Annotated in this window: 15 protein-coding genes; 12 read left to right on the plus strand and 3 right to left on the minus strand. The window is 55.9% G+C overall.

The window, feature by feature from the left end:
- Positions 1–930 precede the first annotated feature (930 nt).
- Positions 931–1,644 carry a hypothetical protein gene (locus J9892_RS15515; RefSeq protein ID WP_210538562.1) on the plus strand — a complete coding sequence of 238 codons (714 nt, stop codon included), beginning with the start codon at positions 931–933 and terminating at the stop codon, positions 1,642–1,644.
- A gap of 124 nt (positions 1,645–1,768) precedes the next feature.
- On the opposite strand, the gene J9892_RS15520 is transcribed toward J9892_RS15515, so the two are convergent.
- Entirely contained in the window at positions 1,769–2,242 is a 474-nt protein-coding gene (locus tag J9892_RS15520) for a hypothetical protein (protein WP_210538563.1), read from the minus strand.
- A gap of 300 nt (positions 2,243–2,542) precedes the next feature.
- On the opposite strand from J9892_RS15520, the gene J9892_RS15525 reads away from it, so the two are divergent.
- Together J9892_RS15525 and J9892_RS15530 are read left to right on the plus strand one after the other, a co-directional pair.
- The gene (locus J9892_RS15525) at positions 2,543–3,658 is read left to right on the plus strand and encodes a DNA-binding protein (RefSeq protein WP_210538564.1); all 1,116 of its coding nucleotides are present in this window, start codon (positions 2,543–2,545) and stop codon (positions 3,656–3,658) included.
- Entirely contained in the window at positions 3,655–4,773 is a 1,119-nt protein-coding gene (locus tag J9892_RS15530) for a tyrosine-type recombinase/integrase (RefSeq protein WP_210538565.1), read from the plus strand. The genes J9892_RS15525 and J9892_RS15530 overlap by 4 nt, the downstream gene beginning before the upstream one ends.
- A gap of 70 nt (positions 4,774–4,843) precedes the next feature.
- On the opposite strand, the gene J9892_RS15535 is transcribed toward J9892_RS15530, so the two are convergent.
- Positions 4,844–5,296, minus strand: coding sequence for a hypothetical protein (locus J9892_RS15535; protein WP_210538566.1), 453 nt, complete (start codon positions 5,294–5,296; stop codon positions 4,844–4,846).
- Between the two features lie 876 nt (positions 5,297–6,172).
- Between J9892_RS15535 and J9892_RS15540 the strand changes: the two genes are divergently transcribed.
- The 3 genes from J9892_RS15540 to J9892_RS15550 all read left to right on the plus strand — a co-directional run bounded on the left by J9892_RS15540 (position 6,173) and on the right by J9892_RS15550 (position 8,503).
- Positions 6,173–6,508 (plus strand): hypothetical protein, encoded by a 336-nt coding sequence (locus J9892_RS15540; RefSeq protein WP_210538567.1) that lies wholly within the window; start codon positions 6,173–6,175, stop codon positions 6,506–6,508.
- An 825-nt stretch (positions 6,509–7,333) separates the two neighbouring features.
- Positions 7,334–8,206, plus strand: a complete 873-nt coding sequence (locus J9892_RS15545; protein ID WP_210538568.1) for a hypothetical protein — start codon at positions 7,334–7,336, stop codon at positions 8,204–8,206.
- Positions 8,207–8,230: 24 nt separating this feature from the next.
- A complete protein-coding gene (locus J9892_RS15550) occupies positions 8,231–8,503 on the plus strand; it encodes a hypothetical protein (RefSeq protein WP_042041025.1) in 273 nt (90 codons plus the stop codon).
- 204 nt (positions 8,504–8,707) lie between these two features.
- On the opposite strand, the gene J9892_RS15555 is transcribed toward J9892_RS15550, so the two are convergent.
- Positions 8,708–11,593, minus strand: a complete 2,886-nt coding sequence (locus J9892_RS15555) for a Tn3 family transposase (RefSeq protein ID WP_010794533.1) — start codon at positions 11,591–11,593, stop codon at positions 8,708–8,710.
- A 125-nt stretch (positions 11,594–11,718) separates the two neighbouring features.
- Between J9892_RS15555 and J9892_RS15560 the strand changes: the two genes are divergently transcribed.
- The 6 genes from J9892_RS15560 (at position 11,719) to J9892_RS15585 (ending at position 15,839) form a co-directional block, all read left to right on the plus strand.
- A complete protein-coding gene (locus tag J9892_RS15560) occupies positions 11,719–12,333 on the plus strand; it encodes a recombinase family protein (RefSeq protein ID WP_000904906.1) in 615 nt (204 codons plus the stop codon).
- 65 nt (positions 12,334–12,398) lie between these two features.
- Positions 12,399–13,202, plus strand: coding sequence for an aminoglycoside O-phosphotransferase APH(3'')-Ib (gene aph(3'')-Ib, locus J9892_RS15565; RefSeq protein WP_010794532.1), 804 nt, complete (start codon positions 12,399–12,401; stop codon positions 13,200–13,202).
- On the plus strand, positions 13,202–14,038 hold the full coding sequence (locus J9892_RS15570) for an aminoglycoside O-phosphotransferase APH(6)-Id (protein ID WP_000480968.1): 837 nt from the start codon (positions 13,202–13,204) through the stop codon (positions 14,036–14,038). Before aph(3'')-Ib ends, J9892_RS15570 begins: the two co-directional genes overlap by 1 nt.
- 144 nt (positions 14,039–14,182) lie before the next feature.
- On the plus strand, positions 14,183–15,079 hold the full coding sequence (locus J9892_RS15575) for a hypothetical protein (protein ID WP_246876688.1): 897 nt from the start codon (positions 14,183–14,185) through the stop codon (positions 15,077–15,079).
- A gap of 111 nt (positions 15,080–15,190) precedes the next feature.
- Positions 15,191–15,523, plus strand: coding sequence for a hypothetical protein (locus J9892_RS15580; protein WP_210538569.1), 333 nt, complete (start codon positions 15,191–15,193; stop codon positions 15,521–15,523).
- Between the two features lie 175 nt (positions 15,524–15,698).
- Positions 15,699–15,839 carry a hypothetical protein gene (locus J9892_RS15585; protein WP_210538570.1) on the plus strand — a complete coding sequence of 47 codons (141 nt, stop codon included), beginning with the start codon at positions 15,699–15,701 and terminating at the stop codon, positions 15,837–15,839.
- Positions 15,840–15,928 lie beyond the last annotated feature (89 nt).

A 15,928-nucleotide genomic window follows, 5' to 3' on the forward strand; every position in this document is an offset into this window, starting at 1 on the left:
CCGGTTCTGCAGGTGGCTCCCGGCCCGCCGACGAGCCCAGGGCTCAGGGTGGCCACTGCCGGCGGCCAGGCGGGTGAACCGGTGCTGCAGGTGGCCAATGCCGGTGGCCGTGCGGGTGATCCGGTGGGGAGGTGGCCCCCGGGCGGGGGTCGGGACCTGGTGCCCCGGGTCGCCGATGAGCTCGGTGCCCAAGGTGGCCACTGCCGGCGGCCCGGCGGGTGAACCGGTTCTGCAGGTGGCTCCCGGCCCGCCGACGAGCCCAGGGCCCAGGGTGGCCACCGGTGGGTGGTCCGGTGCTGCAGGTTGTCCCCGGGCCGTCTCCGGGATCCGGCGCCCTGGGTCGTCGACGAGCTCGGGGCCCAGGGTGGGAGCGGGGAAAGGGATCCGGTGCTGCGTCCGGCAAGGTGTATCTGGCGGGCAGCCGGCCACCGCTGGCTGGTATGTGTTGCAGGAGGGGCCTGTCCCGCCTGGCTGTCGGGACCTAGAGCACCCATCACTGTGGGTGGTGCCTGCTGATGGGGTGCGGATTCAAGGTCTCGGCCTTGGCTGTTGGGTGGCGTTGTTACCCCTTGAGGCCTGCGTCCGATCCTGTCTCAGCCGTTCCTTTGTGCGAAGCTCAATACCATTGGCGGGGGTAGGGGGGAGTTCTGGGAAAAATGAAGGGAAATGAAATGGGTTACGTATGAGAGGCGCTATAGGAGAGTTGGATTACCTTGCGCAACGCTGAACGAAGGAGGGGGTTTACCTTGCCAAATGAAATGAAGCGCGTAATAGTATGTTAACATTTTCATGTGGTCAGGCATTGTAATGTAGCCAAACCACACATTTGGTTAGTTGTAATTTGAGTCCCGAACTGCCATGCTGTGATTGCTGCTGTGAAAAACCATCACCTCAGCTGACTATTAATTTCGCTTACGGAGGTGTGTCACAATGCCTAAAGACAAGCGGAGAAAAAAACATAACAACATGAAACCAGACAAACTCACGGCGGCTCAATTGGCTCGCCAGGCAATTGCTGCTGATAGCATCAAGCTTACCCTAGATCCGGTATTCCCGGCTGATGGGGATACTACGAACGCACTTGTACTGCGCTTACCGCTTTCTATGCGCTTTGCAACCTACACCTACGATGTAGAGTTTTTACTTGGTTCATACCTTCTTGGTAAAGCATTGGATGTTTGGAAAAGCATTCCTCGTGATGCTATTGGTGAAGCTCCGAAAATGTTCATCCCAATTAGCATGCAAATATTGGCTGATTATCGTTTCGTTGAAACCGTGACAAAGCATGTCGCACTGCTAGCACACAATAAACATTTTATTTTAATGGGAACCCCAGATTCACTAGGCATGTTTCCCGAACGTTTAGATACCAAAGGGCTTGCCGAAATATATGATGCAGTCGGCATTCAAGTTGGTATCGGTGATATTCAATCCAATCATTTTTATCCATCCCTCCTGCAGGAAGGAATCAGTTCAGTTCTCCCATCACACCGATTCGCTGTCGCGAACTCTGCTAAATTGATATTGAGCGAGATGAAGAACGCTGCTAAAACGGTAGGGATCCGTTATTACGAGCCAACACCTCGTCCATGGGAGATGACACTTCCTGAAAGTGCAGCCGATTTCGGTGCCTTTTGCGCCTGAGAGTGCAGATCTACATCGTGAGAGATGACGATTCGAGGCGTTTTGGGAAATGGGTAGCTCAAGGCGCTAGATTTCAAAGAGAGTGGGCTTTTTTGACGATTCATCAATCGCATTCAAGTTCGTATTAAGCCACTTTCCTTTTGGAATGCCACTGACACGCCAACACGAAAAAGCCTCCCGCCAATACCCCGAGTGAAGTGACAGAAAATACATCGCTCCCAAATGCCGCCAACATAAGACAATTGTTGGTCATTGCCATTGCAATTCCGAACCCAATCGCTGCTCGGCGGCGAATAACCAACAGCGATGCCAGGCGGGCACGGGCACCTGTGTCGTATGGGTACTGGAATAATTGCCAACTTAAGCCCTGGTAGTTCGCTGATACCCCGCCATACAGGCACCCTAGTCCTATGGCCATGATCAGCGCTGTGAGTGCATAATAACCAGCTGCGAAATCTGCTCCAGACCCAAACCGCAGTGCGCAACCGGCCGCAACCGTGGACCCCAGAAAGGCCAGCGCGACAAATCGGTGGTCAACCCCCAAAAACAAGCTCCTCACACATCCTCCTTCTTCTTTGTTTTCCAGCTCATCAACCATATCGTGACTGGTAGCATATGGCCATGGATTCATTCACATCGCATGTAATGTCGCAATGTAGCAATGATTACAACGACAAGTGCAATCCTACCCCCAGCAGAAATCTAACGCAATAGAATATACATTTCATTGCGTTATGTATTTTTAGTGGGTTATCTTGACGGCTGGTATAGATTGTGAATCGGATTTTAGCGCCGCTTACCTCCATGCACGCTTCTGGTTGTTGTGTAATGTCGTATGTAGGGACATACTACACACTACAAAGTTAATATTTTTGAGCGATCATCATTGGGAGGGGATATGAAAACGAAGGTAGCCTTGCAGCGAGACGATATCTGGAATGCCATTGAGGAGGTTGCCTCTACTGGCCATGCGCCAACATACAAGCTCATTATTCAAAGGCTAGGCCGTGGCTCTAACTCCCAGGTCGGCCCGGTGTTGAGGGAATGGCAAAGCGCAAATCGCCCTGCCCCGAGCAGCACTAATGTGCCTTCGTCGGTATCGGCCGCCGGCATGGAACTCATCGAGCAGGTGTGGCGCATTGCGGCAGAATGCTCACAAATGGACCTACTTGCCGAGCGGCGTCGAATGGATGATCAGGCCAAGATGAATGAATCAGCAATCGAGGCAATCGAGGCAGAGAATGTTGTGTTGGTGGAACAACTCGAACGGCAGCAGGCACTTAATGACCAGATGAATGCGCAGGCTCAGGAGCTTCAAAATCGGCATGCCGAAGTTTCAGAAGCCCTAAGTTCTTCCAAGTTGGAAGTGGCTAGACTAACCTCTGCGCTCGAAATGGCATCAGATAATTTGCAGGACGCCAGGATTCTTGTCGATGACACTCAAGCAATAGCCCAGAATGAAAAAGAAAAATCGACAGCGTTTCAGCTCGAAGCCACCCGTTTACAATCAGCCCTCGATATGTCGACTGCGCAACGCGTTGAATTACAGAGTCAGCTTGCTGAATCCCATTCCACCGTAGGTCAACTTCAATCTGAAAATTCCTCGTCAAAGGCGGAATTGCTCCAGGCCAAAGATCAATTACTTGCCCAAGCAAGTCAGCTTGACGCCACACAAGAAGCATTGCGTTCATGCCAGCGGAATAGCATTGAGCTAGAGCATAAGGCTCTCATGTTTCAGAACCAATTGACCGACATGGATACAGTAAAGAACGAATGCGAAACCCTGCGTCAGCAGTTGCAAAATGCTGGGCTTGCAGAGCAACAGTTAGTTATGAAAGTACATAAACTTGAATATGATATTGTTCAGCTTTCAGAACAAATTCTTGCTGCCAACAACAATGCCACGGTCGCACAGGATGAACTAAAAGCGGCAAGAGTTGTAATTATTCAGCAGGAAGCAAAACTGCAGACTATGAACGAAATGCTACGCATGTTAGGGGGGAAGGTTAGTTGAATAAATTCAAGGGTGAATTAATTCCCGCGGACAGCAGGGAGTCTACCATGCAGAGGCAGTCAACAACTCTCGCTCGGTACGGTGATAACACACTTGCTGGCAGAATTGACCAATTTCCTGATTCACCATATACAGGATACCTCGCTACACTATCTTCTGGCAGCCGTTCGACGGCGAAATCAACATTAGGTAAAATAAGCCAGCTATTGTATAGCTCAGAACCTGAAGTTGCTCCGTGGCATCTTATGACGTCCAATCATTACCAGATAACAATGCGTTATCTCGAACAACAAGGGTTAGCCCCAAAGACGATACATCGACATATGAGCATGATTCGCTCAGTATTAAAAACTGCAAAATTGCTACGGATGATCCCGGATGAAAATCAAGGCGAATATGATGCTATCATGGCGTCAAAGAACATCAAGGGTTCGCAAGGGCGTGGCGAAATTCGCCCCCACAGGAGCTTAACTGACGAAGAAATATCGTGTTTATTCAGTATGTTGGGGGCAGATCAAAGCCCAAAAGGACTTCGTGATATGGCAATGCTGTCTGTTATGAGGGGGTGTGGATTACGGCGGATGGAAGTTGTTGGCCTACAGATTGAACATATTCGGTGGGCTGGTGCTATTGATGGGGAATTGCTGGTATACAAAGGTAAAGGGAATAAGCCAAGAACACTGCCCATGCCTAGAGGGCTGCGTGAAATATTTGGAAATTGGACAGAGGTCAGAGGTGATGACCTTGGGCCATTATTCTGCTCAATCAATAGAGGTGGTAAAGCGGTACGATATACAGAGAATGATGTAATTAGGAAGCGGATTCCGACTCACATGCTTGGGCAATTGAGACCTCTCGACCGTTCAAGCGTAAACCGTATGATGGAGCAAAGGCTGATCTTGGCTGGTATTGAGAGAGCCACGCCACATGACCTAAGGTATACCTTCGCACAAAAAAATCTAAAACGTAGTGACATTCAAACAGTGTCAGATTTGATGGGGCACTCAAACATATCAACCACCTCGATTTACACTGAAACGAGTAGGGATGAAATGCGAGCTGTTATTGCAGAGGAAGATGTATTTAGCCGCTATTCCGAGGGGGGGGATAATTAACCAAGAATTATAAACCGCCTCAATGTTCATGGCGCCAATGAGTGGTAATTGGCGCCAAGTAATAATCGGATCAAAACTGAGTTCTTTGGATGAGCGGCATTATGAGATTGCTTGCAAACCCCGGGGGGGCATTTTTCGCAATGGCATCAATGACCAGGGTAGACAACCAAAATGAATCACTTCCGTTGAGGGTTATCGAGCGGCGATGACCTGCAAAATGTATCACCAATTGTATCCCTGCCCCATTGTTTGAAAAGTCGTAACTATGGTTTTTCCCTTCTCCATGAAATGTGCCTGTGCAAGTCTTCTTAATGCCAGTTAGGACGGACGCAACTGCATGCAGCTCCTTGAATGAAATGTTAATCCCCCACTTATTCTCCCAGTGCGCATTGCTTCCGGACATGGGGGCCAACTCAAGTCGCACAGTTAGATAACCGGCCTGAGCCTTCACTGCCTGGAAGGTGGCGGCCATTGATAGATCCTGCCGGTAAACCTTGAATGTTTTGCCGAATTCTTGCGTCATAACCCACTCATTTTCATATGTTTTCTGGCATTCTACAGGCTATCTACAGGGATGCAAAAACCCCCCTGTCTTTTGACACCCGATTATCGGAAGTGCTTTGAGCTATGCTGCCGAGGGAAAAATTGATAGACAGACACTATGGCAACAGATACACAAACTGCCCCTTCATTGGGCGAAATCATGATCATGTACGCGAGCATTCTTCCATCCCGCTGCCAGATCGAATTGGAGTCAACAGAGATCATTATTGACTCTAGATCCCCTTCTGTATTGACATGGCTTCAGCAGTGCAGGGATCAAGGCATTGACTTAGCTTCAAATCATACTGAGGCTATCATGATGTGGCTGAGCAGAGCTGAAGCACCACGGTTTGATGAGGTCGAAACATTGTGGGGTTTTGAGCCTGTTGTCATGAATGGCAGTTAATATCGGCATGCATGATACGTAGAGTCAGATTTCCAACTGTGTTCACCAATTCGGCTTTCTATTCGACTCCTCTTGCTGCTTTCCGTGCACAAGAGTAATCTGGCCGCAGTCCTCGGAGCCTGTGAGGGGATCGGCCCATCGGCCTGGCCCCAATTTTCAATTCCCGGACCTCACCTTGCCGGCAGTTCCTTTTCGCAATCTATCATTCAAGCCCTCGTTGGCTGATTCTGCATGTCTGTTCACCGATGTTTCTCCGGCGTCAGCGCACATGCAGAAACAGCCTAAGGCTGTCTCATGGCACTAGGTCTGCAATGTGCCACTTGCGACCAACACAAACCCGGGCAATCCGTCCAGGCTTATCAGCAAAGATACAGGCGGTGAAATCCACCGGCTGAGCAAAAATAATGGAGTTCGATATGCACCAATATAATGAAAAATCAGGAGCGTTCTATGAATAACAGTGGTGGTTTTGTGGTTGTCATCGCAATCGCGGTGCTTCTTGCTTTATTATGGCTTTCCAAAACAATTGGCGTGCCGCTTGATACTGTCGTTGATGCAGGCCGCAATCTCATCCCCGTCATCATTGTAGGCGTTATTACGGTGGCTTTGGGGTATGCGAGGTATTGGCCAATCCTCTTGGGCTGGTCAGTGTTGGCAATAAAACCAATACTGGTCTACAAGTACGCAGGCACAATACTTGCTCAATCATCTACTGTTAATATTCTTGCCGTTCTGGTTGTCGCCGCAGGATTCATGTTTACGCACTGGGTCAATAAGTACGTGTAGCACTGCTACTGATATCAGTAAAAATCGATCGAACCCCGCTATGCGGGGTTTTTTTTGCTTTCAGTTCACCTCTGGACGTGGAAGTTGCCCACGGTTCAGGGCTAGCCGTGACAACCAATGTTCGGCCTGCTCGGATAGCCATGATGTCGCTGCAGATATGCCCCCAGACCGTGCATCCCGACCTGACGTAGCACGTTGGCCAGCCATGGGCAACAGCACCACCCGCTTGGCGGCCTCCCCTGCCCTGGGCCGGCACATGCCGCGCCTGCGCCGGTTTTGCAGTCGCCACTCTTCATGGTTGCTGGCGGGGCACTCCTGGAGGTCGTCCGGGTGAAGATGGCCAAGCGCCTGGCCATGATCATGAACAAGGGGGGCGATCTGCATCGGGAGCCTCGTCGCGGGGGTGAGTCGGTGATCGGCAGGATGCCAGATCCCGGGGGCCGCTGTCAGTGGCAATAAATCCGCACCGGCCCGGCGCCGGTTTGGGTGTTTTACCGGATGGCGCGAAAAGTCAAAAGCGCGGGGGGAGCCAGGGAGGGGGCGGCGCGGGCCAGATCCTTGGCAGATCCACTAGATATAGTGGCACCGGCCAGCTGCAGCAACACAACATCTTGGGGTGTGGGGGTGGCCAAGGGGCATTTGGCTTTTGGTCAGCGGCCAAAGCGGCGGGTAAAAGGACACTGCCGCGCTGCGCTTACCGCCCAGCGTTGACCCTGGTTGCAGCACTGCAACGGTCAGGCCGTGACTTATCAAGCCATCCCCTCGGTTGGCCGGCTTACCCACACATGACACAATGGCATTTTTGAGTCTGCCATAGGGGGCATGATGACGCCGGAGCGTATGAGGCAGTACGGCAAAGGGCTGGGGTTATGGCAAGACAAGCGGTTGGCAACCGCCGAACCGATCTCCTATCTACGCAAAGACCACCCGATCAGCGTCACACCCGTGGCGCAGGCCCAAGGCTGCTGGCTTGAGCCCACCTATGACGGCACCCAGTCGGTTAACCCGCTGGCCAACGGCGTGTTTCTGTGGACCGAGATCATCGGCGCCGGCCATGCCTTCGTGTCGGTGCATCAGGACAACAACCCCTATGTTTACACCTACGGGCGGTTTGGCCGCACGGGCGGCTCCCTGGGAGCCGTTGGCGATGGGGTGCTGAACTTCTTCCAGTTCGGGGATGCGCGAACCTACTACCAAACAGCCTTGTACGGCGTGAGCGCCAAGGCATTTCGCATTGATGACGCGGATCCCGCGATCACCCGCGCCTACTTCGAGCGCCTGTGGAAAAAGGGGACGCCGGCGATCCCCACCCCCACCATGGGCGACATGACCCGGCGCGGTGGCCACACCATCGATCAGTACGATGTAACCGGGAAGAACTGTACGACCCACGCCACCGATGGCCTGAAAATGGCGGGATCCGTGGTGTTCCAGGGCGGCTATACCACCCACTCCCAGATGCGGGTTGAGTCGGAAGAGGACTTTGCCGTACCGTTGTCGCTGCAGCGTTACCTGATGAAGAAAAGTGCCGAGCCCTCGATGCTGGTTGTCGATATGACCAGCGAGTTTCGGCGGCAATACCCGAATACCGATGGAGTGATGCCGGCGAACGAGGACAACCCAGACACCCGCGCATACCGGGCCATGGCCGAGGCCGCGTCTGCCCTTGGCTCTCGCCGTACTCTGGCGGCACGGTAGGGGGGTTATTAGGTGGAGAAAACCATGTCAGCAAGTAAGACCAAAACCGTGTTGCGTTGGGCCGGCATTGCGCTGGTGTCGCTGGGCTATTACCTCTGGCTGGGGGTGGCCTCGACAAGTTTCGGGCACATTGCGGAGAAGGAGAGCGTGATCGGGACCGGCCCCGTCTCGTTGGAGTATCACCGCGCCATGATGGACGCGGTGATGCAAGCCACCGGTGTGGTGTTTGACGCGGCCTCCCTGGGCTTCCTGATCTGCGTCCCCCTGATCCTCATCATCTTCCACAAAGTCAGGTGACCGCCTCCCCCGCTCCGACCGTGATCACCGGCCTTGCCGTCACACATTGCCCCGCCCTGCGGGGCTTTGTTTTATTGGTCAGCGGCCAAAGTACCGGGGAAAACCGGCCAGCGAGGGGCCGGGATCCTGCCGCTTGCAGCCCTGCAACCGACAGGGCCAAACCGGGTACAAGGGGTCGTTTGCGGGAGGGGGCGGAATCCTACGCTAAGGCTTTGGCCAGCGATATTCTCCGGTGAGATTGATGTGTTCCCATCCGAGCGGCGAAACATGGGCCAAGAGATCGGGCGATAGCAGCTTTCCATCGCGTTTCTGGTTTGCAACGACCTCGCCGAGCTTCATGGTGTTCCAGAAGATGATGATGGCGGCGAGCAGATTCATGCCGGCGATGCGGTAATGCTGGCCTTCGGCGGAACGGTCGCGGATTTCACCGCGGCGGTGGAAGCTGATTGCCCGCTTCAGCGCATGATGAGCTTCGCCTTTGTTGAGCCCGATCTGGGCACGCCGTTGGAGTTCGGCATCCAGAATCCAGTCGATCATGAACAGGGTGCGCTCGACGCGACCGACTTCCCGCAGGGCTGTCGCGAGCTCGTTCTGCCGCGGATAGGAGGCGAGTTTCCGCAGAATCTGGCTTGGCGCGACGGTCCCGGCAGCAATGGTGGCGGCGATGCGCAGGATGTCGGGCCAATTGCGCTCGATCATGGCTTGGTTGACCTTTCCGCCGATCAACGCTCGCAGGTGCGCCGGGGCGGCCGACGGATTGAACGCGTAGAGCCGTTTGGATGGCAGGTCGCGGATGCGCGGAGCGAACCGGTAGCCGAGAATGGCACATGCGGCAAAGACGTGATCGGTGAAGCCGCCCGTGTCGGTGAACTGCTCGCGGATATGGCGTCCAGCATCGTTCATCAGCAGGCCATCGAGGATGTAAGCCGCTTCGCTTGCCGTTGCAGGAATCACCTGGGTTGCGAACGGCGCATATTGGTCGGAGACGTGGCTATAGGCTTTCAGGCCCGGGGTATTGCCATATTTCGCGTTGACCAGGTTCATGGCCTCACCTTGCTCTGTAGCGACGAAGAACTGTCCGTCGCTCGAAGCCGACGTGCCCATGCCCCAGAACCGGGCCATGGGTAACGCTGCCTGTGCCTCGACCACCATGGCCAGCGCCCGGTCATAGGCTTCGCCCTCGACATGCCACCGTCCAATGCGGATCAATTCCCAGAAGGTGTGGGTGTTTGTCGCATCCGCCATTTTGCGCAAGCCGAGGTTGATCCCTTCCGCCAAGATAACGTTCATTAGCCCGATCCGGTCAGCGCAGGGTGCTCCTGTGCGCAGATGGGTGAACGCTTCGGTGAAGCCGGTCGCCGCATCCACCTCCAGCAGGAGATCGGTGATGCGCGTGGGCGGGATCTGCTTGTAGAGATCGAGCACCAGATCTTCGGCGCCTGTCGGCGCGGCGGCTTCGAGTTTCTCGATATGCAGAACGCCGTTCTCAATCGACCCGCCCGGGATCGTGCCTGCGCGAGCGGCACGGCCAAGCTCGCGCAACCGCATGTCGAGGCGAGCTTGCCGGTCTGCCAGCCATTCCTCCGGCCGCAATGGCACAGCGAGACGACCGCCTTCCGCGATGGCTTGTGCCGGAACGAGTGCGTGTTTCAGATCGCCATAGCGCCGGGACCTAGTAAGCCAGACATCTCCGGAGCGGAACGCATCGCGCAGATGGAACAGCACCGCGATCTCCCATAGGCGAGCGTCGCCAGCCCTCTGGGCCCGAAGGTGGCGATGCCATTTCGAGCTGGGCCGCAAGAAGCTGGTCATCGCGGCATCGTTCAAACCGGTACGAAGGACCGTCACCGCTTCCAGAAGCGGCAGTGCAACGGGCGCAGCTCGCAGATCGAGCAGGCGCAACATGCGTGGAGTGAATCGGCGGAAGCGGTGATAACCGTCGAGCACATGATTGAGCGGATCGTCGGCCATGGTGGCGGTCAGCCTGATTGCCATTGCAACAAGGGTTTTTAAGCCGTCCCACCCTGACCCACTCGCGATGACATCGCCCAGCGGCTGGCCATCATCCTGTGCATCGACCAGGGCGCCCCCGATCTCGGCGAAGGATTTCAGGGTGTCACGCACCACCCCCGCTTCGTCTGCGACCTTTGCATGGCAAATACGCTCCGAAGCACGGTAGAGACGGCCGACGATCCGGTCGTGGGTTTCGACCACTGCGTCGGCCAACATCGCCTGCCATTCCGAGACGCAAACAGCCAAGATCGCAAGCCGCCTGTCCTCCGGGAGATCGCGCATGCCGTCGGCATAATACCGTTCACCCTGCCTGCGCAGACGAGTCACCCGATGGGCAGGAACGCCGGCAAGCAGATCCTCGGGGAGATCGACGCGTTGCAGATATTCGAGCCGGTCGAGCAGCCGGTTGGCCGACGAAGAGTTCGAGCCAGGCTCGAACTGGCGCAGCCACACAAAACGGGTCACCCGATCATCAGCCGTCTCCTCGAGCAATGCCAGCAACTGTTCTCGGATCGGCATAGGCAGCCGACTGGCGATCCTCGTCTCGATGCGTCGCTCGGCATCGACGAGAGCCGCGGCACAAAGCCGCTCGATCGTGGATGTCGCGGGAAGGACAGTGCGGGTGCGTCGGCACTCGGCTACGAAGCGACGGGCGATATCCTCGTTCGACACCGCCATCTCGGCTTCTCGGAACAACCATTCCTTCAGCTCCCTCGCACCACGTCCGGAGAAGGTGCGGAAGCCGTAGAGCCCCCGTAACTCGGCAAGATGCTCGTGCCGTGTTTCCTCGCGGGCAGCATAGTCTACGAGATCGTCGGCACCCAGGCCAAGCTGCGCTCCGATAAATTCGATGACCTCTGCAGGGATCAGTTCGCCTGGAGCCAGCACCCGGCCGGGATAGCGCAGGACACACAATTGCAGGGCGAAGCCGAACCTGTTGTGAGCGCGCCGACGCAGCCTGATATGCCCAAGGTCTTCATCACTCAGCGTATAGTGCTTGAGCAAATCCGTCTGTGAAGTCGGCAAGCGCAACAGCGCGTCTTTCTGCCGATCGGTTAGAGTGACGCGACGCGGCATACATGTTCCTTTTTCAAAATCTGATAGCGTTCAAGACGCTTTATTTATGAAGCTGGTTGAGATACATTTCCAGAGGTCAATGCAATCGTGGCCGAAGCGCCGCCTCAAACCAACGTTTGTGATACATGCTGATCGGATATGCCCGCGTCTCCAAAGCCGATGGCTCGCAGTCTCTCGACCTGCAGCACGACGCCTTGCGCGCCGCAGGTGTCGAACGGGACAATATCTATGATGATCTTGCTTCCGGCGGTCGTGATGATCGCCCTGGCTTGACTGCCTGCCTCAAGTCATTGCGTGACGGCGATGTGCTGGTGGTCTGGAAGCTCGATCGCCTCGGACGATCGCTTGCCCATCTGGTCAACACGGTGAAGGAGCTGTCAGACCGCAAGATCGGCCTGCGGGTTCTGACTGGAAAGGGCGCTCAGATCGACACCACGACTGCGTCCGGTCGCATGGTGTTCGGAATCTTCGCCACCTTAGCCGAGTTCGAGCGGGATCTGATCCGAGAGCGCACCATGGCGGGTCTCGCCTCCGCGAGAGCGCGCGGTCGCAAGGGCGGACGAAAATTCGCGCTCACCAAAGCTCAGGTGCGTCTCGCGCAAGCCGCCATGGCCCAGCGCGATACTTCAGTTTCCGATCTCTGCAAGGAACTCGGCATCGAGCGCGTCACTCTCTACCGATATGTCGGTCCCAAAGGCGAGCTCAGAGACCATGGAAAGCATGTTCTCGGACTTACGTAGCAACTCGTTTCTTTTCGCAGGTTGAGCCACCTCCGCGCTTCATCAGAAAACTGAAGGAACCTCCATTGAATCGAACTAATATTTTTTTTGGTGAATCGCATTCTGACTGGTTGCCTGTCAGAGGCGGAGAATCTGGTGATTTTGTTTTTCGACGTGGTGACGGGCATGCCTTCGCGAAAATCGCACCTGCTTCCCGCCGCGGTGAGCTCGCTGGAGAGCGTGACCGCCTCATTTGGCTCAAAGGTCGAGGTGTGGCTTGCCCCGAGGTGATCAACTGGCAGGAGGAACAGGAGGGTGCATGCTTGGTGATAACGGCAATTCCGGGAGTACCGGCGGCTGATCTGTCTGGAGCGGATTTGCTCAAAGCGTGGCCGTCAATGGGGCAGCAACTTGGCGCTGTTCACAGCCTATTGGTTGATCAATGTCCGTTTGAGCGCAGGCTGTCGCGAATGTTCGGACGCGCCGTTGATGTGGTGTCCCGCAATGCCGTCAATCCCGACTTCTTACCGGACGAGGACAAGAGTACGCCGCAGCTCGATCTTTTGGCTCGTGTCGAACGAGAGCTACCGGTGCGGCTCGACCAAGAGCGCACCGATATGGTTGTTTGCCATGGTGATCCCTGCATGCCGAACTTCATGGTGGACCCTAAAACTCTTCAATGCACGGGTCTGATCGACCTTGGGCGGCTCGGAACAGCAGATCGCTATGCCGATTTGGCACTCATGATTGCTAACGCCGAAGAGAACTGGGCAGCGCCAGATGAAGCAGAGCGCGCCTTCGCTGTCCTATTCAATGTATTGGGGATCGAAGCCCCCGACCGCGAACGCCTTGCCTTCTATCTGCGATTGGACCCTCTGACTTGGGGTTGATGTTCATGCCGCCTGTTTTTCCTGCTCATTGGCACGTTTCGCAACCTGTTCTCATTGCGGACACCTTTTCCAGCCTCGTTTGGAAAGTTTCATTGCCAGACGGGACTCCTGCAATCGTCAAGGGATTGAAACCTATAGAAGACATTGCTGATGAACTGCGCGGGGCCGACTATCTGGTATGGCGCAATGGGAGGGGAGCAGTCCGGTTGCTCGGTCGTGAGAACAATCTGATGTTGCTCGAATATGCCGGGGAGCGAATGCTCTCTCACATCGTTGCCGAGCACGGCGACTACCAGGCGACCGAAATTGCAGCGGAACTAATGGCGAAGCTGTATGCCGCATCTGAGGAACCCCTGCCTTCTGCCCTTCTCCCGATCCGGGATCGCTTTGCAGCTTTGTTTCAGCGGGCGCGCGATGATCAAAACGCAGGTTGTCAAACTGACTACGTCCACGCGGCGATTATAGCCGATCAAATGATGAGCAATGCCTCGGAACTGCGTGGGCTACATGGCGATCTGCATCATGAAAACATCATGTTCTCCAGTCGCGGCTGGCTGGTGATAGATCCCGTCGGTCTGGTCGGTGAAGTGGGCTTTGGCGCCGCCAATATGTTCTACGATCCGGCTGACAGAGACGACCTTTGTCTCGATCCCAGACGCATTGCACAGATGGCGGACGCATTCTCTCGTGCGCTGGACGTCGATCCGCGTCGCCTGCTCGACCAGGCGTACGCTTATGGGTGCCTTTCCGCAGCTTGGAACGCGGATGGAGAAGAGGAGCAACGCGATCTAGCTATCGCGGCCGCGATCAAGCAGGTGCGACAGACGTCATACTAGATATCAAGCGACTTCTCCTATCCCCTCGGAACACATCAATCTTACCGGAGAATATCGTTGGCCAAAGCCTTAGCGTAGGATTTCGCCCTCTCCCGCAAACGACCCCTACAATGGGCCTCCCTTGTCGACCCATAGGAGCATCCGATGCCCGCCCTTATCCCCGAGCTGATCGCCATGGCCAGCGATCCGACCGTCAAAACCACCGACCTGCTGCGCAAGGCTATGGTGGCCGCCCGCTTGCTCAAGCAGCCCGAGTGGGCCGCTTGGATAGACCATGAACTGCAAGGCTATCCGCAGCCCGGGGATTTACCGCCCTACCGTGTGCTGCAAGGTGAGCTCAAAGTCGATGTGCCTGGTCATGGGAGGCTTCCATTGCCAATTAGGAATGCCGAGATGAACAGGTTAATAACGGAATCCCGGTTTGGTCATCCGATGGGGGCCTTGGAGGACCTGGCTGTACCTGGTGAAGTTGTTCGTTCGTTCTTCACCCCCGAACAGAGCCAATTTCTGATACAAGAGCTTTCACTGCCAGGCGTGCCAGAACTCGCCTTGGGGTCAAACCAAGTTCGTGGGCTTATTGAGGCGGTCCGAGACAAGCTGCTGACTTGGGCACTCGACTTGGCCGAGGCGGGGATCCAGGGGGACGGGATGAGCTTTACCTCCCAGGAGCAGCAGCAGGCCCAGCAGCTGGCGCCGGTGAACATCCATATCGGGGGGGATGCCCCCGGTTTTCAGTTCATGCAGAGCTCGCCCGGCGGCCAGCAACAGCAGACAGTGACAGGCGAGCAGAAGGCCGAGGCGCTGGCTGCATTGTTGCCGTGGCTGCAGCAGGTGATTGCACAAGGACAGCTGCAGGGAGAAGCGTGTGCAGAGCTGCAGGCCGAACTGGACACCCTCAAGGCCCAGGCCGCCTCCCCTAACCCAAAATGGCCGGTGATCGGCGCCGTGGCAGACAGCGTGCGGGCTGTGCTGGTAGGCGCCGGCGGGGGAGTGTTGGCGGCGCAGGCGCTGGGCTGGCTGGCCACCTTGAGCGGCAGCTGATGGAACGGGGGACGGCTGCCGCGTTGCGCTGATCCCGCCGCTCACCCGACAAGGGAGGATGGTCGGTGGTGCGCTCGAGCGGGGCGGCATGGTACGCTTGCGAGACTGTATATGGATACAGTGTTTTGCGCGAAACAGCGTGGCTTGGTAGTTCTGGAGGGTGACATGATGGTTTGGGTTTGGGATGCGTTGAAGATGCTGATCGCGGGGATCAGACAGGAGGGCATGACAGCGCTGCTGATCCTGCTGTTTGTTGCCGCTGGGATCTGGATACTGGAGGCGTTGAAAAAAAATCGTTATGGCGCCAGAGCGGGGTTCACGGTTGTGCAGGTGTTGCTGGTGATAGGCGCCCTGCTGTTCTTCTGTTGGGCAGGGTATACCGCGGGTCGGCCAGGCAATGACGATACAAAATGGATCCACGAGGTGGGCCAGTACGGCCTGTAACGATGGTGCCCAGATCACGCCCTGCTTATGCGGGGCGTTTGCTTTCTTGGTCAGCGGCCAAAGCGGCGGGAAAAACCGGCCAGCGTGGGGCCGGGATCCTGCCGTTTGCAGTCCTGCAATCCAAACCACCGAAACCGAGTACAATGGGGGCCTAATATCGCCTAGGAGCACGTCCATGCCCGCACTCATCCCCGAACTGATTGCCCTGGCCAACGATCCGGCCGTTAAAACCGCTGATCTGCTACGCCGCGCCCTAGTGGGGGAGCCCGCAGAATTCGGAAAAAATCGTACGCTAAGGTTTTCCGGGCATCCGTAAGGGCCGAAACTTCCCGTCTTCCAGTCTGCGGCTCTGCCGCCAGACGTAATCGCCGGTTAGGTTGATGTGCTCCCAGCCCAGCGGCGACA

Origin of the sequence: Aeromonas sp. Prich7-2, from assembly GCF_017939255.1 — a bacterium.
Lineage (GTDB): Bacteria > Pseudomonadota > Gammaproteobacteria > Enterobacterales > Aeromonadaceae > Aeromonas > Aeromonas caviae.

Excerpts from the sequence above, each read along its gene's own strand:
- J9892_RS15535 (WP_210538566.1), bottom strand. The coding sequence starts at position 5,296 with ATGACGCAAGAATTCGGCAAAACATTCAAGGTTTACCGGCAGGATCTA.
- J9892_RS15570 (WP_000480968.1), top strand. The coding sequence starts at position 13,202 with ATGTTCATGCCGCCTGTTTTTCCTGCTCATTGGCACGTTTCGCAACCT.
- J9892_RS15540 (WP_210538567.1), top strand. The coding sequence starts at position 6,173 with ATGAATAACAGTGGTGGTTTTGTGGTTGTCATCGCAATCGCGGTGCTT.
- J9892_RS15525 (WP_210538564.1), top strand. The coding sequence starts at position 2,543 with ATGAAAACGAAGGTAGCCTTGCAGCGAGACGATATCTGGAATGCCATT.
- J9892_RS15575 (WP_246876688.1), top strand. The coding sequence starts at position 14,183 with ATGCCCGCCCTTATCCCCGAGCTGATCGCCATGGCCAGCGATCCGACC.
- J9892_RS15560 (WP_000904906.1), top strand. The coding sequence starts at position 11,719 with ATGCTGATCGGATATGCCCGCGTCTCCAAAGCCGATGGCTCGCAGTCT.
- J9892_RS15555 (WP_010794533.1), bottom strand. The coding sequence starts at position 11,593 with ATGCCGCGTCGCGTCACTCTAACCGATCGGCAGAAAGACGCGCTGTTG.
- J9892_RS15585 (WP_210538570.1), top strand. The coding sequence starts at position 15,699 with ATGCCCGCACTCATCCCCGAACTGATTGCCCTGGCCAACGATCCGGCC.
- J9892_RS15545 (WP_210538568.1), top strand. The coding sequence starts at position 7,334 with ATGACGCCGGAGCGTATGAGGCAGTACGGCAAAGGGCTGGGGTTATGG.
- J9892_RS15515 (WP_210538562.1), top strand. The coding sequence starts at position 931 with ATGCCTAAAGACAAGCGGAGAAAAAAACATAACAACATGAAACCAGAC.
- J9892_RS15520 (WP_210538563.1), bottom strand. The coding sequence starts at position 2,242 with ATGGTTGATGAGCTGGAAAACAAAGAAGAAGGAGGATGTGTGAGGAGC.
- J9892_RS15550 (WP_042041025.1), top strand. The coding sequence starts at position 8,231 with ATGTCAGCAAGTAAGACCAAAACCGTGTTGCGTTGGGCCGGCATTGCG.
- J9892_RS15580 (WP_210538569.1), top strand. The coding sequence starts at position 15,191 with ATGGATACAGTGTTTTGCGCGAAACAGCGTGGCTTGGTAGTTCTGGAG.